Source organism: Paenibacillus sp. AGC31 (assembly GCF_057334655.1).
The window spans coordinates 432707-459276 of sequence record NZ_JBHFJH010000027.1; the positions used below are offsets into that span (position 1 = coordinate 432707).

Consider the following 26570-nt stretch of genomic DNA (forward strand, 5'->3'; position numbering starts at 1 on the left):
AATTTGTTATACTAAAGAAGGAGCTCCCGTCGCTGCGGGGGCTCCTTGTCTTGAATACTATTCTTCAACGATAATTTTGGAGATCATGCTGCTGTGTCCGGAACCACAGAAGACCGAACAGGACATTTCAAATTCACCGACTTTGTCCGGGGTGATCACTTTGGAACTATTTCTGGTGTCGAGCGTAAGATTCAGCTCAGGCACAAGAATACCGTGGTTTCCGTTTACATTTTCATAAACAATCTTAACCGGGACACCTTTTTTAAGATGGTACTCGGGTTGATCAAATTTGTAGTTGCTTGCCTTGATGACCAGTTCTTCACTGGCTGTAACGCCAGCATCCGACCCGTTGCTTTCAGAGTCTGCGGACTGATTCGCTCCTCCACATGCAGTGAGGACCAGAATTAACATACAGGCAGCGAGCCATGTTATGCCTTTCTTCATTATGTGCCTCCTTAAAGCGTGATATGGATAAAATTTGAATGATTGCTCCAGTCATCATACCGCAATATGTGGATGCCTGTACACGCTGCGTATGTCGTTTTTTTGAAAATTGTACGTGTACGGCAGAGAAGGCGTACTGCCCGAATAAAATAAACCCCTTCCGGCCAGGGCCTTCAGAGGTTTAGGAGAATTCATGGGGACGTTAAGGTGAAGTGGAGATTAACTTTTGGAGCTTCGTCCGGCATCAAAAGGGGTGGATACCGGGATGAAGAGATCGATAATCCCGATAACCAGCGCAGCGAGAATGGCACCGAGCAGGCTGACTTCAACATGATCTACAACATATTGACCAAGCCAAATCACCAGTGCGCTAACGATAAATCCGACAATACCGCGACCAAACGGGTTGACCCTTTTGCCGAAGATACCTTCAACGATCCAGCCGAGCAGGGCAATGACGAGAGCAAGCAACAGGGCGCTCCAGAAGCCACCAACGGCGAATCCGGGAACGATCCAGCTGACCACCATTAATACAATTGCAGCGATGATAAATCGCACGACATGTCCCAGGAAATTCATGGTGTTTACCTCCTTTTATTCGGATTGAACTGAGCAGGGCAACTCCAGGGGGATGGAGAGGTTGCACAATCCTGACACCTGTAGTTTGTGGTGCTATGGTTGAAGTTATGTGTGGAAGGATTCGTTAAATAGCGTAAGAAAGTTTCTTTCGTTATAATACAGATATAGTTTGGAAGGAGTTGTACACTTGGACACGAAAATTTTACACACACTGGAATATCGCAAAATTTTAAATACATTGCTTAGCTTTGCTCAGACGACCATGGGAAAAAAGAAAGCGGAGCAACTTGAACCAAGCAGTGAACTTGAAGAAGTGAAGCGCTTGTTGCAGCAAACCGATGAAGCCTTCACATTTGATCGCCTGAAAGGCTCACCGTCGTTTGGGGGAATTGTAGATATTACGGCTTCCATCAAACGTGCTGAAATTGGAGGCACACTTAACCCTCACGAACTTTTGGGGATATCCAATACAACCTTTGCGGCGCGGCGGTTGAAACGTCAGATTGGTACTTTGCATGAAGATGAGCCCATCGAATCATTGTTCTATATCAGTGATCAACTGTCAGAGCAAAAAACGCTTGAGGATGCCATCAAAATCTGTATTGACGATAATGCAGAGGTTGCCGACAGTGCAAGCGTAACGTTGGCGCAGATTCGTCGTGAGCTGCGAGGCGGAGAAGCACGGATTCGCGAAAAACTGGATTCCATGATACGATCCTCTACCGTATCCAAGATGCTTCAGGATCAGCTCATCACCATCAGAGGAGACCGTTTTGTAATCCCGGTGAAAGCTGAATATCGTTCGTACTTTGGCGGGATTGTGCATGATCAATCCGGTTCGGGTGCGACATTGTTCATTGAGCCAGAATCCATTGTTGCCATGAACAACAAATTACGTGAAACCCGGATTCGGGAAGAACGCGAAATAGAAATTATTTTGCAGAAATTGACGGCACTTGTCAGTGAGCAGGGAGAGTGGCTGTTGTATGATGTCGACTTGCTGGGATCACTTGATTTTATCTTTGCCAAAGCACGTCTGGCTCGTGAACTGAAAGCAACATTGCCTCGCATGAATGACCGCGGGTTCCTGAAGCTTAAGAAAGGCCGTCATCCACTGATTGCGATCGAAAATGTGGTTCCAATCGACATAGAGCTGGGCAATGATTACACATCCATTATCGTGACAGGTCCGAATACGGGTGGTAAGACGGTAACGCTCAAAACGATTGGATTGCTCAGCCTGATGGCAATGTCCGGTTTATTTGTTCCGGCTGAGGATGGCAGTCAGTTATGTGTATTTGATGCGATTTATGCAGACATTGGCGACGAGCAGAGTATCGAGCAAAATCTGAGTACTTTCTCCAGTCATATGACCAACATCATTCGCATTCTGAAAAACATGACGCCGAAAAGTTTGGTGTTGCTCGATGAACTTGGAGCAGGGACAGACCCGGCTGAAGGTTCCGCACTGGCGATCTCCATGCTGGAGCATATGCACCGGACGGGATGTCGCATGGTTGCAACCACTCACTACAGTGAACTGAAAGCATACGCATATGAGCGTAAAGGTGTCATTAATGCCAGCATGGAATTTGATATCAACACACTGAGTCCAACCTATCGCCTTCTGGTGGGTGTACCTGGACGGAGTAATGCATTTGCCATTGCAGAGCGACTGGGACTGCCGGGTTACATTCTCGACTACGCCCGTGGCGAAGTGAAGGAAGAGGATCAACGGATTGAGCACATGATTGCTTCTCTTGAAGAGAACCGTCTTACGGCTGAACAAGAGCGTGAGAAGGCAGAGAGCTTGCGCCAGGATATGGAGAAATTACGCAGTCGTCATCAGACCGAACTGGAGAAGCTGGAACAGCAGCGTGATCGCCGAATTGAAAAAGCAGAAGAAGATGCACGCAGCATTGTGGACAAGGCTCGTGCGGAAGCGGAGAAGATTATAGCCGATCTTCGCCTGTTGGCTATGGAAGAAGGTGCTTCCGTGAAGGAGCACAAACTCATTGCTGCCCGCAAACAGCTGGACGAGGCGGAACCGGAGAAACGCAGAAAAACGGTCAAGAAGACGGCAACAGCGCCGAAGACTCGTGCCATCGGTCCAGGTGATGAAGTGCTTGTCTACAGTTTGAATCAAAAAGGCCATGTTGTAGAGATGTCGGGCAGCAAAGACGCTATGGTACAACTGGGGATTATGAAAATGAAAGTATCCCTGGATGACCTGGAACTGCAGCAATCGGCTCCTGCAGCCAAACCGAAACAAAAACCGGTAACGGGTATGAAACGCACACGTGATGACAATGTGAAAAGTGAATTGGATCTGCGTGGTACCAACCTGGAAGAAGCCCTGATGGAGACAGATCGGTTCATTGATGAAGCTTTCCTTGCCAACCTGGGCCAAGTTTATATTATTCACGGTAAAGGTACGGGAATTTTACGTTCCGGTATTCAGGATTACCTGCGTAAGCATAAACATATTAAAAGCTACCGGCTGGGCAATTACGGAGAAGGCGGGAACGGTGTGACCGTCGCAGAGTTGGAATAGCCGGTCCATGAATCAATGATATTCTGCGACCTTATTCATGAAGTTCGCAGATGGGGAGAGGGGAACGGTGCGTGATAGAAAGCATTGACCAATTGCTGTCTCATCCCTTGGGGATGGTACTCGGTTTTTTCTCGGTAGCGATTATGGAGTTGCTTGTATTTCTGGCTTGCTTCGAACTGGTGACCAAGTATAAATGCTGGACGGAGATCAAGAAGGGCAATGTAGCCGTTGCGATGGCTACAGGAGGTAAGATCTTTGGAATCTGCAACGTACTGCGTTTCTGCATACAGGCTAAATCTTCGGTGTATGAAGCCATGACGTGGTCGTTTGTTGGGTTTACCCTTCTGCTCATTGCCTATTTTTTGTTCGAATTCCTGACACCCGTGTTCTCCATTGATAAGGAGATCGAAGCGGATAACCGAGCTGTCGGATTGATATCCATGATTATTTCCGTTTCATTGTCGTTTGTTATTGGCGCGAGTATTATCTAGGGGGACCGGTCATGAAGATACTGATACGGATTCTGTTTGCGGCATCAATTGTGTTTTTTGCCATCGGTGTGATCTATGTGATGAATACATGATGATTGAAAGAGAAAGGTTGATTTAATATGGAGACAACAGTATGCCCTTGGTGTCAAACGGAGATTGTATGGGATGAGGAACTCGGTCCTGAAGAAGAGTGTCCATATTGCCACAATGAATTGAAGGGATATCGTACACTCAACATTGACATCGGAGATGAAGAGCAAGATGAAGCTGAAGACGACATCTATGATGTGGATCATGCAAACGATGATAAACAGACTACGGATCTTTCAGATCTGTGGGGGGATGAAGTTGAGCTCAAATTGCCGGAGTTGCGAACGTTAACCAAATACGCGGATGAAGGTAATGACCTGATTCAATATGAACAAGGTGTCCAGAAGCAACTTGATCATCAGGAAGAAGTACCCGAGTGCCTGAATTGTCGGGAATTCATGATTCTTGCTGGTACTCAAGCTGCAACGCAGGATAACTTTACTCCAGTTGCTAACGCAGCTTCAGGCGAAGGGTCACTATTGTCACCACCGTTTAAGGTATTGACCTATGTATGCTCGGGATGTTTCCAAGTTCAGTACAGTCTGTCTGAGGAAGATCGTCTGCGTCTGATTAAGAACCTGAGCACACAGGAATAAACATTTCGGAGATTCTAACCAATTTCATAGCAATCCTGAAGATTCATCATGTTTTCCTCTTGCTTGGGGCACGTTAACCCTAAGACCTACCTGTGCACAGTTCATTTCAGGTGGATGAAGGAGGAGCAGATGAAGATTACTTTAGGCCGACAATCCATTCTGCTTTTGGGCGTGAATGGATTGTTTGCGTTAGCCGGAGCGTTGTCGGGAACCTTTTTGAATGTGTTTCTGTGGAAAAGCCGTCCGGATTATGCCATGTTGGGGTGGTTCACTCTCAGCCAGCAACTGGCCATTGGACTGACATTCTGGCTTGCTGGCAAATGGGTCAAGGAACACAATAAAATGAGTGCACTACGATTAGGTACTGCGCTGTCCGGCATATTTTATATGATAGTCCTCTGGGCTGGTTCCAAAGCTGTAGACTGGATATGGCCTCTGGGTATACTACTGGGTTGTTCCCTGGGGCTGTTCTGGATCGCATTTAATGTTGTGTATTTTGAAATAACGGATCGGGAAAACAGGGATCTATTCAATGGCTGGGTCGGATTACTTGGCTCGATGACAGGAATTATAGGCCCATGGTTCTCTGGTCTGATTATTACCCGAATGGCGGACAATACAGGATATCGACTCATCTTCACGGTATCACTCGTTATTTATGTCATAGCGGTAGTGTTTAGCTTTTTTCTGAAAAAGAGAAAGGTGAGCGGAACATACCGCTGGTCCGAGCCTTGGATACAGTTATCCAAACCGGATAGTCCCTGGAAGACCTTGGCTTTGGGTTTGTTCGCTCAGGGTGCGCGTGAAGGGGTCTTTGCCTTTCTGATTGCACTGCTTGTATACGTGGCTACTGCACAGGAGTATAAGTTGGGACAGTTCTCACTCATCACTTCTGCTGTGGCATTAATAAGTTATTGGGCAGTAGGGAAATGGTCCAAACCACAGTATAGATCCAGAGGTATGTTCATCGGAGCTCTGATTCTGCTGATTGTGCTGATTCCTCTTCTGTGGAAAGTGACCTATGTTACGCTGTTAATCATGGGGATTGGAAGTGCAGTTGCGATGCCATTGTATATTTTACCTATGATATCAGCGGGATTCGACATGATGGGCACGAGTGACGAAAATGTGGAGAAAAGGGTTGAACTTGTCGTATTGAGGGAGTTATGTCTGATGGTTGGCCGACTTTTTGGGTTGATCATATTTATTATAACGGTCATCAATAGTCCGTCCCTGCGCATGTTAACCTGGCTTATTATCGTTCTGGGTGCTTTTCCGCTCATTGGATGGATCTTTATGCGCAAGTTATTGAATCGAACGGAAGGGCATGACCCCTCGGCTTAGCAACTTTCAAATATATAAACAGGGTACAGCGGCGGGAAAAGAGAACTTTCCGTGTGCTGTAACCCTGTTTGTCTATTGGCTCAGTTGGTGGTTATACAGGAGATGGTTTACTTGTACGTGTAAGTGAGAATAGATCCATGTCAGGGTTCTGCTTGCCCGTAATGGCATCCACAATGAGAGAGGCAGCAATCATACTGTACACGGTACCGTTGCCTCCATACCCTTCAACAAAGTACGAATTCGGATAGTCTGGGTGTGGACCGATTAGTGGAAGACCATCATGGGTGCTTCCAAAAACAGCTTCCCAAGCGTAATCAACTTCGAGATCAGGTAATGGGAAATACTCGGCAATCTTCTGTAACAAAATCTCACCTTTATGAATCGCCTTGATCGCCCGTTGTTCTTCTCGAGGACGATTCTCATCAAGTCCACCAGCAATAATTCTTCCGTCTGGAGTTGTGCGCATATATAGATAAGGTCGTTCGGTCTCCCATATCAAGCTTCGCTTATGCCAGCTGCTCAGATCCTGTAGTGGCTTGGTAGCGATAGCATATGTGCTTTGAAGGTATGCGCCTCTGTCCTTTTTGATTTCTTGTGTTTCATAGCCTGTTGAGAAAATAATATGTTTGGCACGTACAGTGCCATCAGGTGTGTAACATAGGACACCATTATCATCATAATCACAATGGGTTAATTCACTATGAGCGTAGACTCTTGCTCCTTGACGTGAGGCTGAATGGAATAGTGAGTGAACCAAACGAAACGGATTAACCTCAGCATCTCCGCTTGTGTATAGTGCAGCACGTTTGCTGAACGGGAACACTGCACTGATTTTTTCCTGATCCCACAGCTCTATATCAAATCCATAATGCTTCAGGTTACGATATTCTTCCTCCAGCAACGGTACATCTTCCTCGTGACTGGCGCAATACAGACTTGTGCGAGGCACAAACCAAGGATCAATCTCAAGCTTCGATGAAATTTTTTCGAGATGTTGCATGGCATCACGGCATAATTCGTAGAATCGAACACCGCGTTCTTCTCCGAATGTCTGGATACAAGAGGTGAGCGTTTTGTCGTTCGTATATTGGAGCAGGCCCAGATTTGCCATGCTGCTGCCATGACCGATATCTCTTTTGTCAATAACAACGGTATCAATCCCCTGATCTATCAGAAGCTTGGCAGAGAGTGCGCCTCCCATTCCACCGCCGATGATTAGGCAATCACAGGACAGATTTTCTTTCAAAACAGGATAATGGGGATGGGAATCAAAGGTGGTTGGCCAAAACGTTTTTCCGTTAATAAGTTCCACAATTAATCACCTCTGTAGAATGTAGTTGAAGTATACTTTTTCAGGTTAGGGTAACAATAAATTCGCATTAACTTTAGGTTAAGGAGGTCAGACATACATGCAAAATTCACAAATGCAAGCACTGAGCCCCAAGGAACTAAACTATATCGCGGATTCAATTTCCAATGAGGAAATGCTTATCAAACAATGTGCAGCTACAGCCTCCATCACACATAATCCGCAAATTCAACAGGCACTGAATCATTATGTTCGCTCACATGAGCAGCATCTGAATACTCTTGTCAATGCGTTACAGCAACATCAATCTCTTGCACCAGCGCAATCACAGTAAAGCTCAAAACACGACAAGTTATTCCAAAGCATAGGAGGAAAATAAGTGTACACTCAATCTTTGTCATCTGGTGGGAATTTTATGCAAGAACAAGATTTGTTGAAGTCGATTCTTGCAGATTTAAGACGAACTTCACGTGAATATACAACAGCAACTACTGAATCTTCCTGTCCCACAACTCGTAGAATGTTCAATGAGTTAACGAACGATACATTAAGATTGCAAGGTGAATTGTTCAATCTGATGCAACAAAACAACATGTATTCCGCTTCATCCAAAGCACTTCGTCAGGATGTGGACAAACAAATCCAGTCTGCACAACAGACCCAACAGAAGTGTCAGCAATTCATTCAAGAAAAGAACACGCAGAACAGTTCATATAGCCAAGCTCCTAATGTCCCTCAGCATCAGCCGAATTACGGTAACCCTTATTATATGTAACCCTTGTATAAGAGGTTTGAGCACCTAACGATCCAGGACCATACCACCGCTTGCCTGAATTCAGGGCAGGCGGTCTTTTGTCTATGCATCAACGTTAAATTCATGTAATATAAGTATTAATTCATTTTCAGGAACCTGGATGACGCTGGAGGGAAAACCATGAAAGATTTGAACGATCTGCAATTAAAAGTTCTGGATCTTCTAAAGGAAGACGCGAGAAGGACTCCCGCACTGCTGTCGACGCTGCTGGGGGAGTCGGAAGACAAGATCAAGAACGCCGTGGCACAGCTTGAACAAGACCACGTCATCGTGAAATACGCAACCGTGGTGAACTGGAGTAAAATAGATGATGAGAAAGTAACGGCCCTGATTGAGGTGCAGATCACGCCAGAGCGTGGTCGTGGTTTTGAAGGGATTGCCGAACGCATTTATCTCTATCCGCAAGTGAAGTCCGTATATCTCATGTCCGGTGCATACGATCTGCTCGTTGAAGTGGAAGGTGGCAACCTGCGTGAAGTCGCTAATTTTGTATCGGAGAAATTGTCTCCGATAGACTCTGTACTTTCTACCAAAACGAATTTTATTCTTAAAAAATATAAGCAGGACGGGATTATTTTTGAAGACCATCAGGAAGACAACCGTCTCATGATCTCGCCGTAAAGGAAGATGTGTCATGATAGTGAATGAACAGACAACCGGGAACAACAAGAAAATGACATCATATCTGGCACCTCTCGTGCAGCAGATACCTCCATCCGGAATTCGTAAATTTTTTGATCTGGTTGGAGACAACAAGGATATTATCACATTGGGTGTGGGTGAGCCTGATTTTGTTACCCCTTGGCATATGCGTGAAGCTTGTGTATACTCGCTGGAAAGAGGCATGACCAGCTACACATCCAACGCAGGTATGCCGAAGTTGAGAGAAGCCATCAGTGAATATCTGGATACGCAGTTTGATACCAAATACGATCCCAAGGATGAGATTATTGTTACTGTGGGTGGCAGTGAAGCGATTGACTTGGCTTTGCGAGCATTAATTGTACCTGGCGACGAGATTCTCATTCCTGAACCTTCGTACGTGGCTTATTCACCAATCGCTTCAATCGGTGGCGGTATACCGGTTGGTGTTGAAACCTATGCGAAAGATCAGTTCAAGTTAACGGCCGAAGCACTCGAAGCTGGCATCACACCGAAGTCGAAAGTGGTTATTCTGTGTTATCCGAGTAATCCCACTGGAGCCATCATGACGTATGAAGAGTGGCTGCCTATTGCTGAAGTGATTAAAAAGCATGATCTGATTGTGATCGCGGATGAAATTTACGCTGAATTGACGTATACGCAAAAACATGTTAGTTTTGCAGCTATCCCTGACATGAAGGAGCGGACCATTCTCGTAAGCGGATTTTCAAAGGCTTTTGCAATGACAGGTTGGCGGATTGGGTACATGTGTGGTCATCCTGAGCTTATTGCAGCCATGCTCAAAATCCATCAGTATACGGTAATGTGTGCGCCGGCCATGGGTCAGGTTGCCGCACTTGAGGCGTTGACGAATGGTTTGGGTGAGAAAGATCGGATGGTAGAATCGTATAATCAGCGTAGACGTTTAATTGTGCAGGGATTCAGGGATATTGGACTTGATTGTCACGAACCTCAGGGGGCATTCTATGCATTCCCGAGCATTCAAAAGACGGGTATGAGTTCCGACCTGTTTGCTGAACGATTGTTAACGGAGAATAAAGTGGCTGCTGTTCCGGGCAATGTTTTTGGTCCTCAGGGAGAAGGCTTCTTGCGTTGCTCTTATGCTACTTCTGTAACCCAATTAAATGAAGCTTTGGAACGAATCGGAAACTTTGTTTACAAACTGCAAAAAGAGGGTTAATACTAAAATAGAATCTTTTTACAAATGAGACATGGTTGTATTGGAAAAAAATAACTTTCTTTTACAAAATAATGTGATATAATTTCAATTTGAAATAAGTTTTCATAAATTTGGAAACCATTTTTCCAAGGAGGGGTTAGCTTTGTTTTGTGTTGAATATGATTTACCGACGAATCGTGGGCACTATCTGGCAGAAGGCGATCATGGCGACCGATGGTCGGTGAAACCCGATAACGCATCTTTGCATGACATTTCCTTGGAAGATGAAATTCATATGCTTCGTCGCAAGATGGAACAGATCTTCCTCGAAGAGAAATCATTCACATCCGATATTGTAATTGAAATCAGCAGTTTGTTGGATTTAAAGATTAATGAATATATGAAGGCTAATCCGATTAAAGGAAAATAACGTTTATGCTGGATTGAAACGTTTCATTAATTGAGTTAGAAAGGGAGACCTGAGAAGGTCTTCTTTTTTTTGTGCGTAAAGGCAAGGTGATTCCCCGATAAGCCAGGTTATTTTTTTGCGTGGAACAATTGTGATATATTGGACATAGGAGACTAAAGGGGGAACTGGAATGAAGAGATTTTGGGGGCTTACTGCAATCATTTCTATCGTTTTTTTGCTTGCTGGTTGTGGAGGTAAAGATGGTTTTTCCATATTCATCATTGATAATCAAGGAAATCCATCTGTAATCTCAGAGCAGTTACAGGCCAATCTGCAACAGAAACTGGGTGAGGAACCCAAGGTGGAAGTGATTACCAGTGCAATGTATGATGTTCAGAAAATTATGGTGGAATATGCGGCTGGAGGACATGATATCTTCATTTTGCCTGAGTCCGACATGAAACAATACGGAAGTAATGGCTCCAATGTTCCGCTGGATGATACTTTTGATCCCAAGAAGTTTGAACGGGGTGTATTTGAGGGTGGAGTATTGGTAGAGAAGGGTGAAGGAGATGCAGGTTCAGATCTCAAGCAAGAATCACATCTTTACGGCATTCCACTCGAAAATATGAAAATGTTTAAAGATGTAGAATATGCTGCGAGCAATTTGTTCGCCACCATTCCAGTGTCATCTTCCAATGTCGAAGAATCCAAAAAAGTGCTGAAGGCGCTGACAGAGTAAAGAAAATTCAGAATGGCTATGGAAGGAGGGAAGCGGATTGCTGATTACGGTCACAGGCGGCATAGGTAGTGGTAAAACCCGGTTTGCCCTCAAGTACGCAGCTGGAATTAGCCGGGAGGGTGTATATTTATCCACTGGTGATCATGATCCCGTTATTCCCGAATTGCCATCCGCTCATTATCGTGCCATTCATGCCGGGAACGGTCAGCATCTGACAGAGGTGATCACCCAGATTAATCGGGAATCCAATCTGTTTTTGGCGGATCAGCGAATTGTAATTGTAGACAGTCTGACCTCCTGGATGGCTGCCGGTTTCAGGGCAACAGAGGATCTGGATCATCAGCGTTCAGAGACACAGCTTTTGCTTGATGCTTTATTGTCTTATCAGGGGAAGTTGCTTGTGATTACCAATGAAATGCATGGTACATTGCATCCTACCGAGGAAGAACGAATATTTACAGCGAGAATGGCTTCGGTGAACCGGATGCTGCAGATACATGCTGAAAAGATGTACATGCTGGTATCCGGTCTGGCTATCGATCTTAAAAGTCAGGGCATGCGAAATGAAGATGAACGATAGCGAGATGACATAAACGGGTGACATAAAGAAGCCTCCTTAACCACGAATTGGTGGCGAGGAGGCTTTATTTATTAAGCTATCCTTTTTATTTCTGCTTTTTGCTACGTCTGATCCACCAGATGATACATCCGATGACAATGATGGCCAGAATGACGTACACTACAATGGAATAGACGTCCATAAAGTGCAAAATGCTCTCCCATGATGCGCCAAGCGCAGCACCAACACAGACAAGAATGACATTCCAGATTAATGTACCAATGGTTGTAAAGAGAAGGAATAAACCAAATTTCATATTGGACATGCCTGCGGGAATGGAGATAAGACTACGGACGAGGGGAACCATTCGGCAGAATAATACGGTCCACATGCCATATTTGTCAAACCATGCATCGACACGGTGAATATCCTCTTTTTTGATGCGCAGAACATGTCCCCAACGTTCCACAATTTTCTCAAGGCGTTCGACGTCAATGAGTAGACCAATACCATACAGGATCACAGCACCAAGGACAGAGCCAATAGTTGCGGCGATAATAACTCCTGGAATAGTGAGACTGGTATAGGTGGTCATGAATCCGCCAAACGGCAGGATAATTTCGGATGGAATCGGGGGAAATATGTTCTCAAGAGCAATAATGAGTGCAATGCCTATGTAGCCGTATTGTTCCATGAAATCGGTTATCCAGTTTTGCATAATCGTCTCCTTTACTTTTGGTTTCCTTCGATTTGTCGTATACTCGGCAGAGCACACCAATTCTTATATACGTGTAAAGCGATAGACGGGTTTCTGAAAAAATGGCATTCCCGTATTCATTATTATATTACCAATTGGAGGGATAACGATGGGCATATATACACGAACAGGTGACGAAGGACAGACTTCGGTCATCGGTGGACGCGTCATCAAGGATGATGACCGAGTTGAGGCATATGGCACGATTGATGAATTGAACTGTTTTGTAGGCCAGGCGATCAGCCTTATTGACTCTGCTCAAGGCGAATTTGAAGATCTGCGTGAACATCTGCTGGAAGTTCAGCAGGAACTGTTTGATTGCGGGTCGGATCTGGCCTTTGTGAAGATTAGTGAAACCAAATATAAGGTGAGAGATGAGATGGTCACACGTCTGGAACAATGGATTGACCAGTATGATGCTGAGAATCCAAAAGTGGAACGGTTCATTATTCCTGGTGGCAGTCAGCTGTCTTCTGCTCTTCATGTGTGCCGTACTGTATGTCGTCGCGCAGAGCGTCGCACGGTAACACTTGGACAACATACAGATATTAATCCGTCTGTACGACGGTATCTAAACCGACTGTCTGATTATTTCTTCGTGGTTGCACGGACGGCCAACGCGAGACAACAGGTGGCGGATATTGAATATGTGCGGAGCAAAAAAGTATTCCGCCGCAAAGAATGAGCCAATATTATTCGCCGATTGTCTACACGGTGACCGAACAAGAAGATGGCTGGCTGCTGAAGACCGTGCTTCAGCGCCGGCTGCTGGTGTCGCGTAAGCTTTTGTCCAAAATCAAGCTGACTGAACAAGGCGTCATGTTAAATGGAGAGCGCGTGTATATTAGCGTGAAGGTAGCTGCGGGTGATGTCGTTGAAGTTCGGATGGAGCAAGAGGAATCGGATGATATTTTGCCTGAACCTATTCCATTTACCGTTCTGTATGAAGATGAGCACTTGCTTATTGTCAACAAGGATGCGGGCATCATCGTTCATCCGACGCATGGACATTATACGGGTACTTTGGCAAATGGCGTTGTTCATTACTGGAAAATCAAGGGCGAGTGCTTTCGGTTCAGACCGATTCATCGACTTGATCAGGAAACGTCAGGTGTTCTTGCTATAGCCAAGAATCCTTATGTCCATCAACATGTCTCTGAACAGATGATCGCTGGAACAGTGGACAAGAAATATATTGCACTTGTGCACGGCAACCCTGTCCCGGAACAAGGGTCGGTGGACGGACCGATTGACCGCGATCCTGAAGAGCCACACCGCCGAATCGTAACACCTGATGGTTATGCTGCAAGAACGTTGTACACGACCGTAACACGTTGGTCAGGGGGGAGCGCCAGTGCGATAAGCCTCAAGTTGGAAAGTGGCAGAACCCATCAGATCAGGGTACATATGACGTCCATTGGCTGTCCATTAATCGGTGATCGGATGTACAAGACACTACCTGTGCACGAGATCGATGAGCAGACCTTAGCTGTTCGGGATGAACGGGACAGCTGGATCGAACGCCAGGCCTTGCATGCCTGTGAGCTGACGTTCGAACATCCCATTCTACAGGAACGCATAACGTTCCAGGCTCCTTTTCCAGCAGATATGGCTGCGCTGGAGAAGCGTTTGAATGATGAGGCAGCTCCCAGAGAAGAACTGTAGGAAGCTGCGATGAGGGACTTAGATCTTGACCCTGTGTCGCAGCTTTCTGCACGGCCTGTCCTGTTTGGCAGTCAACCTTGGTTGGCTAACTTGTGTGAGGGATGCTTCATGCACCCGAACAGCATGCCGTAGGCTAATCTATATGTTCTATGGTTAATGTATTGATGTTTAACTATTTCATGTTAAATATTTCAAGATCTCAAATCTCAAAAGCTTTTAAGGATATAAAAGCTGTAAGATTTTGACCAAAAAAATATAGCGAATGTGTGTTTTTGATCTCATTCCCCAAAGTCAGTAAAGTTGCATGGCGATGGTATCGATTTGGAGCGACTTTTGGATTTGCGAAGCAAACCAAGGGAAGCGACAAGTCGAAACCGGAGCCACACCGGAGCCACACACTAGGAGGCAAATCAATGAGTAACTTAAAAGTATATCAATATGCCAAATGCGGCACATGCCGCAAAGCTGTAAAATGGCTTGAAGCTCAAGGACATGAGCTGGAGTTAATCCCTATTTTTGACTCACCGCCATCAGAATCTGAACTAACAGAACTCATCCAACAGAGCGGGCTCGAAGTGAAAAAGTTCTTTAATACGAGCGGAGAAGTATATAAAGAACAACAATTGAAGGACAAGCTGCCAGGCATGTCAGCTGATGAACAGATTCGTTTACTGGCTTCCAATGGTCGTCTGATCAAACGTCCGATCGTTACGGATGGAGAAAAGGTGACGGTTGGATTCAAGGAAGAAACGTACGAGCAGGAATGGAATAACGCATAAACGCGCTGAATGTCAGCCTTGAATTGTTCAAAATTCAGGGCTTTTTTGGCTGAACGATGGTTGGCGGAACTATGCTATAATGATAGAATTAGTTTCGTATTTTATATGCTAGATTTAGATAGGAGAGAACAAATTCAAGTGAATCAACGTAATGAACCTACTTTGTTGCTGGTAGACGGTATGGCGGTGTTGTTCCGTGCTTTTTATGCGACATCTGCAAGCGGATATATCAGACGTACAAAGGCAGGATTGCCTACCAACGCAGTCTACGGATTTATCCGTTATTTCTGGGATGCGGTTCAGACTTTTGGGCCAAGTCATGTCGTATGTTGTTGGGATATGGGCGGTAAGACGTTCCGCGGTGAAGAATATGCAGCCTACAAAGGCAACCGGGCCGAAGCTCCGGACGACCTGATTCCCCAGTTTGCCCTGATCCGTGAAGTGATGGATAGCCTGGGTATTCCGAATATAGGTGCACAAGGATTCGAAGCCGACGATTGTATCGGGACGCTTGCGAAGTATTATACCGAAGAGACAGATATGAATGTTATGGTACTGACGGGTGACCACGACATGTTGCAACTGATCAATGATCGCACAAGTATCATTATTATGAAAAAAGGCCATGGCAACTACATGGTGTACAACCCTGAAACGCTCATGGCTGAGAAACAACTGACACCTCGTCAAGTGATTGACATGAAGGGTCTGATGGGAGATGCCAGCGACAATTATCCTGGAGTGCGGGGAATTGGTGAGAAAACAGCGTTGAAGCTTGTACAGGAATACGGCTCCATTGAAGGGATTCTGAGCAACATGGATAAACTGACCCCTTCGGTGCGTAACAAGATTGAGAATGATCTGGACATGCTTCATCTGTCCCGCAAACTGGCAGAGATTCATTGTGCTGTTCCGGTTGCCTGTGCGCTGGATATCTGTGAATTGCGTCTTGACCCGGATATGGTGATGGACAAGTTTGAACAACTTGAGATGAAGAGCCTTGGCTCTTGGATGGGAGTGGCAATAGGGTGAGCAACATGCAGAACGTACGAACAGGCAAAAAGTGGTGGACAGGGGCTATGGCCCTCGTCCTGGCCTTGCCCGTAATTCTTTCGGGAGCAGTAAGTGCACCACAGACAGTGGATGCCAAAGCAGCAATTAGCACCAAAGTACAGAAAGTAAAAGCAGCAGGACGTAATTTTACCGTACAGACCGTTTCGATTCCAAAGGGAACACCGGTTACCGTGGGACTCGCGAAGAAGCAAGTGGGCCAGACGGCAACATTGCCATCGATCGTGAAAGCCTATGGTGCACAAGCAGCCATTAACGGAGCATTTTTTGAAGCATACAACGGAGCACCAGACCCATATGGCATGTTAATAGCAAATGGTAAGGTCATACATATTGGAAGATACGGAACATCCATCGGATTTAAGGAAGACGGCTCCGCGATCATGGACTCACTTCAGGTGAGTTTGACAGGTAAAGTAACGGATACAAAAGGTAAATCACGCAGTTGGTATGCCACCTTTATTAATCGAACGCCTTCAGCGAACGCAAGCATTACGATGCTGTATACGCCAGAACGAGGTGCCACAGTCGGGTTCAAAGGTGGCACTGCGGTTGTTATCGAGAAAGGTATCGTGACCAAAAAAGTGCCCAATACAAATGTAGCGATTCCTAAGAATGGCTCGGTATTGGTCTTCACAGGCAACCAAAAGTCTTCTTCAGACCGTTTCACCGTTGGTTCGACCGTAGAAATGAATTATAAGTATACGAACGCAGCAGGCAAAGAGATCCCTTGGCAAGATGTAGTGACTGCTGTTGGGGCAGGACCACGTCTGGTAAAAGACGGTAAGGTAGCTGTCAATCCGACGAGCGAAGGTTTCAAGGATGCCAAGATTCTTAATGCTTCCGGAGCCAGAAGTGGTATTGCGATTATGGCGGACGGTTCTGTTATGCTGGCTACCGTTTCCGGAGCAACAATCAAGGAGTGGGCAGCGGTGATGCAGAAGCTTGGTGCCAAACAGGCCATGAATCTGGATGGCGGTGCTTCCTCGGGTATGTATGCCGGGGGCAAAATGCTGACTTCTCCAGGCCGGCTCTTGAGTAATACACTGGTATTTGGCGGCTCTGTGCGTTAAAAGAAAGTGATTATTGGGAGGTATGACGCAAATGACACTCACATCTGATCGAAAGCCAGGGGAGGGTAATACAGCTGTTCTGGCCATTAATGTAGGGTTGCCGCAGCCGCTCCCTGGGCAGAAGCGTGAAGTGCTGAGCGGCATTGTGAAACATCCTGTATCCGACGCGGTTTTCCTGTCATTCACTGGAATGACAGGGGACGCGCAGGCGGATCTGGTGCATCATGGCGGCCCTGACAAAGCCGTTTGTGTATACGATTACAGTCGTTATACGGTGCTGGAACAGCTGATGGATCGCAAGCTGAACTGGGGAGCTTGTGGAGAAAATCTGACAGTTGAAGGCTGTGCCGAAGAAGATGTCCGGATTGGTGATGTGTACGAGTTGGGCGAAGCCACAGTACAGGTCAGTCAGCCCAGACAACCTTGCTTCAAACTGGGTGCGAGGTATGACTATAAGGAGTTGCCTGTTTATTTTCAGGAGAGTGGACATACCGGCTTTTACTTTCGTGTACTGCAAGAAGGGGAGGTTCGGCCTTCATCGATATTTCGACGAATCAGCACCGATCCTTCATCCATGACGGTTCTTGAAGCCAATCGAATTATGCATCAGGGGAAAGAAGATATGGAAGATATTCAGGCGTTACTGGCCATACCTGCGCTGTCAGACAGCTGGAGGCAGACGTTAATGAAACGGTTGTCCAAGCTGGAGAACAAGTAACAGGGTAATTATTGTGTCATCAAGTAAAGTAATCCGAATTCCTTTTTAAACTAACTTGGGAGTGTGACTAACATGACGATCTTAGGCGCAATTGAAGCAGGCGGAACCAAATTTGTATGTGGTATTGGCACAGAGAACGGAGAAGTTCTGGAACGCGTAAGTTTTCCAACAACAACACCGGAAGAGACCATGGCTCAAGTGATTTCATTTTTTGAAGGCAAAGGCATTAAAGCTCTGGGTGTAGGTTCATTCGGTCCGATTGATCCGATTGAAGGAAGCCCAACATATGGCTATATCACAACAACACCAAAACCACATTGGGGACAGTATAACGTGATTGGCAAGCTCAAGGAGCATTTTGATGTACCGATGACATTTGATACGGATGTGAATGGTGCGGCACTTGGAGAAGCAACTTGGGGCGCTGCACAAGGTCTTGAGAGCTGTCTGTATATCACTGTGGGTACAGGTATTGGTGCAGGTGCTGTGGTTGGCGGTAAAATGGTCCATGGCTTGTCACATCCAGAGATGGGACATATCATTGTACGCAGACATCCAGAGGATACATACGAAGGTTTCTGTCCGTATCATGGTGACTGCCTCGAAGGTCTTGCAGCAGGACCAGCCATTAACAAACGTTGGGAGCAACCGGCTTATGAACTGCCTGCAGATCATAAAGCTTGGGAGATCGAAGCGCATTACCTGGCGCACGCACTGATGAACTATGTCCTGATTCTCTCTCCGCAGAAAATCGTCATGGGTGGCGGAGTAATGAAGCAGGAGCATTTGTTCCCGATGGTGCGTAGCAAACTGCAGGAGTTGCTGGCAGGGTACGTTCAGCATCCGGCGCTTCAATCCGACATTGACCAGTATGTTGTGTCACCAGGACTTGGAGACAATGCAGGTCTGTGTGGTTCGCTGGCGCTTGCCAAGTTGGCATTGAATAAATAGGTCATTAAGGGATTGACGAATTTTACCATTGTGGTATGATATGGGCAACAGCATAGTACGGTTAATGAGGAAGCACCTCTCTTGCATGGATTTTGCAGGAGGGGTGTTTTTTTGTGCTGCCTGTAGGTAGCGTAACTAACCCGTATAGGCTGAAATGTTAAAGGGAGGGAACAGAAAATGGAAGTCATTTTCATGAACAGATTGTCCAAAATGTCAGATCAGAATGCAGAGTATGCACAGCTATGGATTGGGGAGGAGGAAGATAGTTGGCAGCTGGGATGGAGCCGCTACGAGGAAGGAGAGCGTGAGGACAGCATCTGGTATGAAGGGACTTCTTGGGAGGAGTTGCTTCATATTTACCGTCTTCAGCTTGCCATACAGATGAGTGAGGGGTACCGACCGCAGTTGCAGGGATTATTTCATGAGAATGATGATCTGAAATCACGCAGTTATGGTGGACAGCGCCTCCATTGTTACAGTGAGTTATACGGCAATGAGCAATTATATACGGATCTGTGCACATGGCGCAGGAAGAGAGCTGTGTCTGACCGGAAGGCACCGTATTTTGTTGCAACAAATCGTCTGCTGCGCTTGATCAGTGCCTTCGTTCCGCAATCGCTGGATGAACTGATGCAACTGCCGGGCGTAGGAGAGAGCAAAGCGACTGAGTATGGTACGGAATGGATGGAGATTACAAGCGGATTGGAGCGTTCAACGACATTCCCGCTGGACTGGGTATATACGGCGCTGAAGGAAGAAGAGTATGAGAGTTGGTTATACAAGCAGAGAGAGCAGAAGTACAAGCAGGAACTGGATAAGTTCACCACGCGCAAGCAGGTGCTTGAAGGCATGAAGGAAGGATATACGTTAGAAGAGATTGTTAATCGATCCGGATTATCCCGACGCGAATTGATTGAGCTGTTGGAGACACTGGATCTGGAAGGTTATGACACCGATTGTCTTCTTGATGTGGAGCTGGCAGTGATGCCAGAGAACGAACAAGAGGCCGTATGGAGTGCGTATGAGGAGCTGGGAGATACGTTCCTGAAGCCAGTATTACATAAGGTGTATGGAGGAGAGAAACCCGATGGAGGAAGTCTGGAACAGGTCTATGAAAGACTGCGCATGATTCGAATCCGCTTTCGTCGGCACGCAGAGACAGAGAAGAATGTTGGTTAATGATCAGAAATGAAAAAAGACGAGGCGTTTCTCCCGGAGGAGCGCTTCGTCTTTGTTATTTCATATGAGTTCATACCCAGTCTTTCTTGCGGAAAATGAAGAACATGCTCAGGCCCAGGGTAACCATCAGGCCAATCACAACAAAATAGCTGTATTTCCAGTTAAGCTCTGGCATATTCGTAAAGTTCATGCCGTATATACCCGTAATGACCGTCAGCGGCATGAAGACCGTGGTAATGGCGGTAAATACACGCATGATCTCATTCGCCCGGTTCGCAATACTGGATTGGTAGGCTTCTCGCAAGTTTCCCATCAGGTCGCGATAAGTCTCAAAGGTTTCAGAGATTTTTACAGCATTCTCATAGATGTCACTGAAATACTTTTGCAGTTGATCATCGATGAGACGCAGATCTTTTTTGTTTAGGGTGTTAATGACCTCTTTCTGAGGTCCAAGCACTTTTTTCAGCCACAGGATCTCACTGCGCAGCCCGATAATCTCATTCAGATGTGACTTTTTGGTGTGCATCAGAATGTCTTCCTCAAGCTTCTCGATCCGTGCTTCAATTCGGTCACCTACGGTGAAATAATTATCAACAATCAAGTCAACCAGCAAATACAGCAGACGATCCGGTGTACTGATTTCCTGTTCCCACAGGATTGGTTTCAGTGTGCGCAATTCGCTGACCTTTTGCTTGGTAACACTAATAATGAAATGTCTGCCGAGAAACAGGTTGACCGCACGTAGAAATATCTCTTCATCATCGAAACGGATGCTATTAATCACAATAAAATAATGGTTCTCATAAATTTCAATCTTCGGACGTTGTTCTTCATCACTAAGACAGTCTTCCACAGCCAGATCATGCATCAAGAACAGCGGCTGAAGTACCGCCAAATCGTCTACGTCTGCATCAATCCAGTAAAATCCTTCCGCTGGTGGAGTCAGCGCCTGCTGAATGTCGTCCACCGGAATAAATACACCGTTGTTTACCAACCGGATTTTCATCGTTAATCTACTCCTTCTGCACCCGCCAACTTGGCGGATATTATCATTATGGGCGCAAAAAGAACAAATCAGCCGGTCGGCAGCGGAGCTTGGAGATCAGGGCTGCGTTCACTATATAATCAAACGGAAGTCACGTCCCGCTGCCGGCATGCTGATGTCAATTCTCTATGCAGTTTGTCGGAATTCGGCTGCCAGTCAGGCCTCGGGTCGCCATCCATTTAATATGTCACCTCTCACATAAGGGTTTATAACACCTTGTTTAGTATACCGCTGGTACAAGGTGCTTTCAAGCGCAAAAATGTGTCTATTTCGCGCCCTGAGGCAGTGTATGACAACGGATGATGAACGGTTCCGATCTGGGAAGCAGACATCGAACTGCATCTTGACGTGAGGGCATTAATGTAATAAAGTAGACGGTGAACCATATTTAATTACAATCTAATACAGCGAAATCTTATCAAGAGTAGGTGGAGGGACTGGCCCGATGAAACCCGGCAACCGGCGGTATACCGCACGGTGCTAATTCTTGCAGCGACTAAGTGTCAAGTGGCACTGTTGTAACTGAGAGATGAGAGAGGCGCATATCTTTTTTACATATGACCTTTCTCGAAATCCGAGGAAGGTCTTTGTTATATGCCCCGACTTCTCAGCAGTGATTTTCGCTAAGGAACTTGAGGTTGTTTGTAACGTTGGATGAAAGAGCAATTCAATGTTTTTACAAGCTCAAGGCAGTCTATAACTGTATTGATGTGAAGACATCAAGTCAGGGGTGGCTGCATCTATCTATGCACAAGGAGGAGTTAGATTTATATGCCAATCAAAATACCCGATACTCTACCAGCAAAAGAAGTACTTGAAGGAGAGAATATCTTCGTCATGGATGAAACTTCTGCATATCAGCAGGATATTCGTCCACTCCGTATCGCTATATTAAACCTGATGCCCACAAAGGAAACGACCGAAACACAATTGCTTCGTCTGGTGGGAAACACGCCTATTCAGGTGGATGTCGTTCTCGTACATCCCAAATCCCATACGTCGAAGAATACGTCTCAGGAGTATTTGGATCTGTTCTATAAAACCTTTGATGAGATTGAGCACCGCCGTTTCGATGGAATGATCATTACGGGTGCACCGGTGGAACAGATGGATTTCGAAGACGTGAACTATTGGAATGAAATCCAGGAAATCTTCGAATGGACCAAAACCAATGTGACTTCAACCCTCCACATATGCTGGGCTTCCCAGGCGGGTTTATACCATCATTTTGACGTACCCAAGGTTGCACTTGATGAGAAGTGTTTTGGGGTTTTCCCACATACCATCAATAAACCACATGTTCCGTTGTTGCGTGGGTTCGATGAAGTATTCAACGTTCCACATTCCCGTCATACGGAAGTGAGACGCGAAGATATTGAAAAGAATGAGAATTTAGAGATTTTGGCTGAATCCGAGGAAGCGGGGATTTTCCTGGTTGCTACCAAAGACGGCAAACAGATTTTTGCCACAGGACATGCCGAGTATGACCCGTTCTCATTAAAATGGGAGTATGACCGGGATGCAGCCAAAGGGTTGGATATCGCATTGCCTAGACATTATTATCCGAATGACGACCCTTCCCGTGTGCCACCGGCTACTTGGCGCGCTCATGCCAACTTATTATTCTCTAACTGGCTCAATTACTATGTGTATCAAGAAACACCTTACGATATTGGCCCGCAAATCTAATCGAGATTACAGGAGGATGCAGCAATGGAAGACAACAACAAGTTGAAAATCGAAAGCCGCTTAGCACAAATTGGGTCCATCAATGAACCGGTAACAGGCGCCATTAACTTTCCGATCTATCAATCCACTGCGTTTCGCCACCCGAAGCTTGGACAAAGCACGGGGTTTGATTATATTCGTACGACTAATCCAACACGTAAAGTATTGGAAGAAGCCGCCGCAGCGCTGGAGTCCGGTGATGCAGGGTTTGCCTGTAGCTCGGGAATGGCCGCGTTGCAAACGATCTTTGCCATGTTTGGTCAAGGGGATCATCTGATTGTATCGCTGGATCTGTATGGTGGAACCTATCGTCTGCTGGAACGTATTCTGTCCCGTTTCGGCGTAACTGCTAGTTATGTGGATACGAATGACCTTGCAGCACTGGAGAAGGTTCGTCAGCCGAATACCAGAGCTGTATTTATTGAGACACCAACCAATCCACTGATGATGATCACCGATGTGGAAGCCGTTGCTTCCTGGGCGAAAGGTTACAACCTGTTGACCATTGTTGACAACACGTTGTTGACTCCATTTTTCCAACGTCCGATTGAACTGGGTGCCGATATCATCATTCATAGCGCTACCAAATATCTGGGTGGACACAATGATGTGCTCGCCGGACTAATTATTACCAAAGGTGAGGCATTATCTGCAGAGATGGCGTTCCTGCATAATTCCATTGGAGCGGTATTATCTCCAAGTGACTCCTACCAGTTGATGAAAGGTATGAAAACGCTGGCTCTTCGCATGGAGCGTCATGAGCACAATGCACTTACGATTGCTAAATACTTGCTTGAGCACCCAGCGGTGGTTGAAGTGTATCATCCAGGCCTATCCGATCATCCGGGGTATGAGATACAGAACAAACAATCCACGGGTAACACAGGTATCTTCTCTTTCAAAGTGAAGGATGCACGTTATGTTGAACCGTTGCTGCGTCATATCAAACTCATTGCTTTTGCCGAAAGTCTCGGCGGAGTTGAATCACTCATGACTTATCCGGCAGTACAGACTCATGCGGATATTCCGCTTGAAATTCGTGAAGCCGTAGGTGTGGATGACCGTCTGCTCCGGTTCTCCGTAGGCATTGAACATGCGGATGATCTGATTGCAGATCTCGGCAATGCGCTGACAGCTGCACAACAAGAAGTGGAAGGAGGCGTGCACTCATGAGTGAGTCCAACAACAAGCCCAATTCCGAGTTGAAATTTGATACCAAGTTGCTCCATTTTGGCGATGAGATTGACAAAACGACTGGAGCCTCCAGTGTACCGATCTATCAAGCATCAACCTTCCATCATTTTGATATCTTCAATCCGCCTCAACATGATTACAGTCGTTCGGGTAATCCGACACGTCAGGCTTTGGAAGATTACATCACATTGCTGGAGGGCGGCGCACGAGGCTTTGCCTATTCTTCGGGGATGGCTGCGATCTCAAGCGTGTTCATGATGTTCTCCGCAGGGGATCACATGATTGTGACGGAAGACGTATATGGAGGTACGTATCGTTTGCTTACTTCCATATTAAGCCGTATGCAGATTGAGACAACCTTTGTAGACATGACCAATATAGATGAAGTAAAAGCGGCACTCAAGCCAAACACTAAGGCAGTTTATATGGAAACACCGTCCAATCCTACACTGCGGATTACGGATATCGCTGCTGTAACTGACTGGTCGAAGGAACATGACCTGATCACGATTCTGGATAACACCTTTATGACACCGTATTATCAGCGTCCAATCGAGCTTGGTGTGGACATCGTCGTACATAGTGCTACGAAGTTTCTCGGAGGTCACAGTGATGTACTGGCAGGGTTAGCCGTTGCTCGCACGGAATCACTTGGCGTACAACTGAAACAGTTGCAAAATGGACTTGGAACTGTACTCGGGGCACAAGAATCCTGGCTTCTGATGCGCGGGATGAAAACCTTGGGGGCTCGCATGGCTCATAGTGAACGGAGCACAGCCAAACTGGCGGCATGGCTTAATGAGCGCAGTGATATTACCGCTGTCTTTTATCCAGGACTTGAGGATCATCCGGGCCGTGAGGCACATGAGCGCCAGTCCACAGGATATGGAGCTGTCGTTTCATTTGATGTCGGTTCAGGTGATCGTGCAAAAGCAGTTCTTAACCGGGTGAAGCTCCCCATTGTTGCTGTAAGCTTGGGAGCTGTGGAGAGTATTCTGTCCTACCCAGCGATGATGTCTCACGCTGCAATGCCGGCTGAGGTTCGCCGTGACCGTGGCATTACAGATGGGTTGCTGCGCTTCTCTGTAGGTCTGGAAGATATCGAAGATCTGATTGTAGATTTGGAACAAGCACTTCAGGAATCCTAGCAAAACTGGATGACCGAATAAGCCGATGCGTATCACTTAAGTTTGAAATAATTCTTTTCCATATGTAAAAATTTTTACTTATTTTTAAAGCACCTGTACATAAGGTGCTTTTTTTCACATGTAACCTGTGTTACGATATGTGGAGTACAGAAATACGATGTTGCCACCAGAACTTGCTTTTCTTGAACAAGTTGGGACGGATCGTTATATAATTTCTCTTCATGAGGGAGGCTTTTTTACGATGAGTACGGTAGACCGTATCTTAGATAAAGCCCTTCGGGGCGAACGGTTGGACTTGGAAGACACGATTCAGCTATTTGAATCCAACGAAGTGGACAAAATCGGGGCTGCTGCTAATGTCATTATGAAACGCATGCACCCTGAACCATACAGAACATTTGTAATCGGGCGTAACGTCAACTACACGAACGTGTGTGATGTGTACTGCCGTTTTTGTGCTTTTTACCGCAGACCTGGATCGGATGAAGGTTATGTACTTCCGGACGAAGTTATTTTCCAGAAGATTCAGGAAACGGAAGATGTGAATGGTACCGAGATTTTGATGCAAGGTGGAACGAATCCAAACTTGCCTTTCAGCTATTATACAGACCTGTTGAAAGCCATCAAAGAGCGTTTCCCAAACATCACGATGCACTCTTTCTCCCCAGCGGAGATTATGAAAATGGTTGAAGTATCCGATGGCCTTACATTGGAAGAAGTTGTTCGTGCCATTCACGAAGCTGGACTGGATTCCTTGCCTGGTGGCGGTGCCGAAATTCTGGATGATCGCACACGTCGGAAAATCAGTCGCTTGAAAGGTTCATGGCGGGATTGGATGGACGTTATGCAAACTGCACACCGCATCGGTATGAACACCACCGCAACGATGGTTATTGGCCTTGGTGAATCGATGGAAGAGCGTGCACTGCACTTGCTCCGTGTACGTGAAGCACAGGATGAATGTATTGCGAACAAGTATGATTCCGAAGGTTTTCTGGCGTTCATTCCGTGGACGTTCCAACCGGATAATACAAATCTCAAACTGGAGCGTCAGACGCCAGAAGAGTACTTGAAGACTGTTGCCATCAGCCGACTGGTGCTGGATAATATCAAGAACATTCAATCCTCATGGGTAACCATGGGTCCCGACATCGGTAAGAAGTCCCTTGAATTTGGCTGTAATGACTTCGGTAGCACCATGATTGAAGAGAACGTTGTATCTGCTGCTGGTGCAACTTACAAAGTTAACATTGAATCCATTCTGCGTTTGATTCGAGAGTCCGGTTATATTCCGGCTCAGCGTAACACCCGATACGAGATTGTACGCATGTTCGATGAAGAGAATTCCGTGCATGAAGATTTTGTAATGCAGAACTAATTCTGATTATTTGAATACTACTCCCATAAATGCTGATCTATAGATTAGTATTGATGAAGCCAAGCCCGCTGACTACTCCGTTTGGAGAGACGGCGGGCTTTTTTGATTTCTTCTGCGGTTCGAGATCATCA

Annotated in this window: 28 protein-coding genes and 1 riboswitch; of the genes, 23 read left to right on the forward strand and 5 right to left on the reverse strand. The window is 46.1% G+C overall.

The genetic code is table 11. From position 1 onward, the window contains the following. Positions 1 to 57: 57 nt before the first annotated feature. Positions 58 to 444: a cupredoxin domain-containing protein gene (locus ACE04G_RS14055; protein ID WP_449004138.1), complete on the reverse strand. Its 387-nt coding sequence runs from the start codon at positions 442 to 444 to the stop codon at positions 58 to 60. A 219-nt stretch (positions 445 to 663) separates the two neighbouring features. Then, positions 664 to 1023 (reverse strand): phage holin family protein, encoded by a 360-nt coding sequence (locus tag ACE04G_RS14060; protein WP_017689637.1) that lies wholly within the window; start codon positions 1021 to 1023, stop codon positions 664 to 666. A gap of 187 nt (positions 1024 to 1210) precedes the next feature. Here ACE04G_RS14060 and ACE04G_RS14065 point away from each other — a divergent pair, with 187 nt between their 5' ends. The 4 genes from ACE04G_RS14065 (at position 1211) to ACE04G_RS14080 (ending at position 6098) form a co-directional block, all read left to right on the forward strand. Then, positions 1211 to 3577, forward strand: coding sequence for an endonuclease MutS2 (locus tag ACE04G_RS14065; protein WP_124113694.1), 2367 nt, complete (start codon positions 1211 to 1213; stop codon positions 3575 to 3577). A gap of 50 nt (positions 3578 to 3627) precedes the next feature. Beyond that, positions 3628 to 4068 carry a DUF350 domain-containing protein gene (locus tag ACE04G_RS14070; protein WP_221822936.1) on the forward strand — a complete coding sequence of 147 codons (441 nt, stop codon included), beginning with the start codon at positions 3628 to 3630 and terminating at the stop codon, positions 4066 to 4068. A gap of 119 nt (positions 4069 to 4187) precedes the next feature. Then, positions 4188 to 4754, forward strand: a complete 567-nt coding sequence (locus ACE04G_RS14075; RefSeq protein WP_449004136.1) for a hypothetical protein — start codon at positions 4188 to 4190, stop codon at positions 4752 to 4754. A gap of 129 nt (positions 4755 to 4883) precedes the next feature. Continuing rightward, entirely contained in the window at positions 4884 to 6098 is a 1215-nt protein-coding gene (locus tag ACE04G_RS14080; RefSeq protein ID WP_449004135.1) for an MFS transporter, read from the forward strand. A gap of 91 nt (positions 6099 to 6189) precedes the next feature. On the opposite strand, the gene ACE04G_RS14085 is transcribed toward ACE04G_RS14080, so the two are convergent. Beyond that, positions 6190 to 7410 (reverse strand): NAD(P)/FAD-dependent oxidoreductase, encoded by a 1221-nt coding sequence (locus ACE04G_RS14085; RefSeq protein ID WP_449004134.1) that lies wholly within the window; start codon positions 7408 to 7410, stop codon positions 6190 to 6192. 97 nt (positions 7411 to 7507) lie between these two features. Here ACE04G_RS14085 and ACE04G_RS14090 point away from each other — a divergent pair, with 97 nt between their 5' ends. From ACE04G_RS14090 to ACE04G_RS14120, 7 genes are all read left to right on the forward strand, one after another. Next, on the forward strand, positions 7508 to 7741 hold the full coding sequence (locus ACE04G_RS14090) for a hypothetical protein (protein ID WP_047842262.1): 234 nt from the start codon (positions 7508 to 7510) through the stop codon (positions 7739 to 7741). A gap of 81 nt (positions 7742 to 7822) precedes the next feature. Further along, the gene (locus ACE04G_RS14095; protein ID WP_440131245.1) at positions 7823 to 8182 is read left to right on the forward strand and encodes a spore coat protein; all 360 of its coding nucleotides are present in this window, start codon (positions 7823 to 7825) and stop codon (positions 8180 to 8182) included. 159 nt (positions 8183 to 8341) lie between these two features. After that, entirely contained in the window at positions 8342 to 8842 is a 501-nt protein-coding gene (locus ACE04G_RS14100) for an Lrp/AsnC family transcriptional regulator (RefSeq protein ID WP_024628343.1), read from the forward strand. A 13-nt stretch (positions 8843 to 8855) separates the two neighbouring features. Next, complete coding sequence (locus tag ACE04G_RS14105; RefSeq protein WP_036610094.1) at positions 8856 to 10064, forward strand: aminotransferase class I/II-fold pyridoxal phosphate-dependent enzyme; 1209 nt, start codon at positions 8856 to 8858, stop codon at positions 10062 to 10064. Between the two features lie 187 nt (positions 10065 to 10251). Then, entirely contained in the window at positions 10252 to 10473 is a 222-nt protein-coding gene (locus tag ACE04G_RS14110) for an aspartyl-phosphate phosphatase Spo0E family protein (RefSeq protein ID WP_176872852.1), read from the forward strand. A 169-nt stretch (positions 10474 to 10642) separates the two neighbouring features. Further along, complete coding sequence (locus ACE04G_RS14115; RefSeq protein ID WP_449004133.1) at positions 10643 to 11194, forward strand: hypothetical protein; 552 nt, start codon at positions 10643 to 10645, stop codon at positions 11192 to 11194. Between the two features lie 37 nt (positions 11195 to 11231). After that, entirely contained in the window at positions 11232 to 11774 is a 543-nt protein-coding gene (locus ACE04G_RS14120; protein ID WP_076209196.1) for a bifunctional adenosylcobinamide kinase/adenosylcobinamide-phosphate guanylyltransferase, read from the forward strand. 85 nt (positions 11775 to 11859) lie between these two features. Here ACE04G_RS14120 and ACE04G_RS14125 read toward each other — a convergent pair whose 3' ends face one another. Next, positions 11860 to 12471 (reverse strand): DedA family protein, encoded by a 612-nt coding sequence (locus ACE04G_RS14125; RefSeq protein ID WP_449004132.1) that lies wholly within the window; start codon positions 12469 to 12471, stop codon positions 11860 to 11862. A gap of 148 nt (positions 12472 to 12619) precedes the next feature. On the opposite strand from ACE04G_RS14125, the gene ACE04G_RS14130 reads away from it, so the two are divergent. From ACE04G_RS14130 to ACE04G_RS14165, 8 genes are all read left to right on the forward strand, one after another. Then, the gene (locus ACE04G_RS14130; protein WP_036610088.1) at positions 12620 to 13195 is read left to right on the forward strand and encodes a cob(I)yrinic acid a,c-diamide adenosyltransferase; all 576 of its coding nucleotides are present in this window, start codon (positions 12620 to 12622) and stop codon (positions 13193 to 13195) included. Further along, positions 13192 to 14175, forward strand: coding sequence for an RluA family pseudouridine synthase (locus ACE04G_RS14135; protein ID WP_449004131.1), 984 nt, complete (start codon positions 13192 to 13194; stop codon positions 14173 to 14175). The genes ACE04G_RS14130 and ACE04G_RS14135 overlap by 4 nt, the downstream gene beginning before the upstream one ends. 413 nt (positions 14176 to 14588) lie before the next feature. Next, a complete protein-coding gene (locus ACE04G_RS14140; protein ID WP_221822951.1) occupies positions 14589 to 14954 on the forward strand; it encodes an arsenate reductase family protein in 366 nt (121 codons plus the stop codon). Positions 14955 to 15092: 138 nt separating this feature from the next. Continuing rightward, positions 15093 to 15986, forward strand: a complete 894-nt coding sequence (locus tag ACE04G_RS14145) for a 5'-3' exonuclease (RefSeq protein ID WP_017689620.1) — start codon at positions 15093 to 15095, stop codon at positions 15984 to 15986. 5 nt (positions 15987 to 15991) lie between these two features. Further along, the gene (locus ACE04G_RS14150; protein WP_260632887.1) at positions 15992 to 17098 is read left to right on the forward strand and encodes a phosphodiester glycosidase family protein; all 1107 of its coding nucleotides are present in this window, start codon (positions 15992 to 15994) and stop codon (positions 17096 to 17098) included. A gap of 31 nt (positions 17099 to 17129) precedes the next feature. Further along, the gene (locus tag ACE04G_RS14155; RefSeq protein WP_221822963.1) at positions 17130 to 17816 is read left to right on the forward strand and encodes an MOSC domain-containing protein; all 687 of its coding nucleotides are present in this window, start codon (positions 17130 to 17132) and stop codon (positions 17814 to 17816) included. Between the two features lie 72 nt (positions 17817 to 17888). Then, positions 17889 to 18767: an ROK family protein gene (locus ACE04G_RS14160; protein WP_221822965.1), complete on the forward strand. Its 879-nt coding sequence runs from the start codon at positions 17889 to 17891 to the stop codon at positions 18765 to 18767. Between the two features lie 177 nt (positions 18768 to 18944). After that, positions 18945 to 19946 carry an HRDC domain-containing protein gene (locus ACE04G_RS14165; protein WP_221822967.1) on the forward strand — a complete coding sequence of 334 codons (1002 nt, stop codon included), beginning with the start codon at positions 18945 to 18947 and terminating at the stop codon, positions 19944 to 19946. Positions 19947 to 20016: 70 nt separating this feature from the next. On the opposite strand, the gene corA is transcribed toward ACE04G_RS14165, so the two are convergent. Continuing rightward, a complete protein-coding gene (gene corA, locus ACE04G_RS14170) occupies positions 20017 to 20952 on the reverse strand; it encodes a magnesium/cobalt transporter CorA (protein ID WP_062833460.1) in 936 nt (311 codons plus the stop codon). A 451-nt stretch (positions 20953 to 21403) separates the two neighbouring features. Further along, positions 21404 to 21527: riboswitch (SAM riboswitch) on the forward strand. A gap of 235 nt (positions 21528 to 21762) precedes the next feature. Between corA and metA the strand changes: the two genes are divergently transcribed. The 4 genes from metA (at position 21763) to mqnC (ending at position 26439) form a co-directional block, all read left to right on the forward strand. After that, positions 21763 to 22680 carry a homoserine O-acetyltransferase MetA gene (gene metA, locus ACE04G_RS14175; RefSeq protein ID WP_036610071.1) on the forward strand — a complete coding sequence of 306 codons (918 nt, stop codon included), beginning with the start codon at positions 21763 to 21765 and terminating at the stop codon, positions 22678 to 22680. A 24-nt stretch (positions 22681 to 22704) separates the two neighbouring features. Continuing rightward, positions 22705 to 23892, forward strand: a complete 1188-nt coding sequence (locus ACE04G_RS14180; RefSeq protein ID WP_221822969.1) for a PLP-dependent transferase — start codon at positions 22705 to 22707, stop codon at positions 23890 to 23892. Beyond that, positions 23889 to 25061 carry a trans-sulfuration enzyme family protein gene (locus tag ACE04G_RS14185; RefSeq protein ID WP_036669808.1) on the forward strand — a complete coding sequence of 391 codons (1173 nt, stop codon included), beginning with the start codon at positions 23889 to 23891 and terminating at the stop codon, positions 25059 to 25061. The genes ACE04G_RS14180 and ACE04G_RS14185 overlap by 4 nt, the downstream gene beginning before the upstream one ends. Positions 25062 to 25302: 241 nt before the next feature. Beyond that, positions 25303 to 26439, forward strand: coding sequence for a cyclic dehypoxanthinyl futalosine synthase (gene mqnC, locus ACE04G_RS14190; protein WP_221822980.1), 1137 nt, complete (start codon positions 25303 to 25305; stop codon positions 26437 to 26439). Positions 26440 to 26570: the final 131 nt, after the last annotated feature.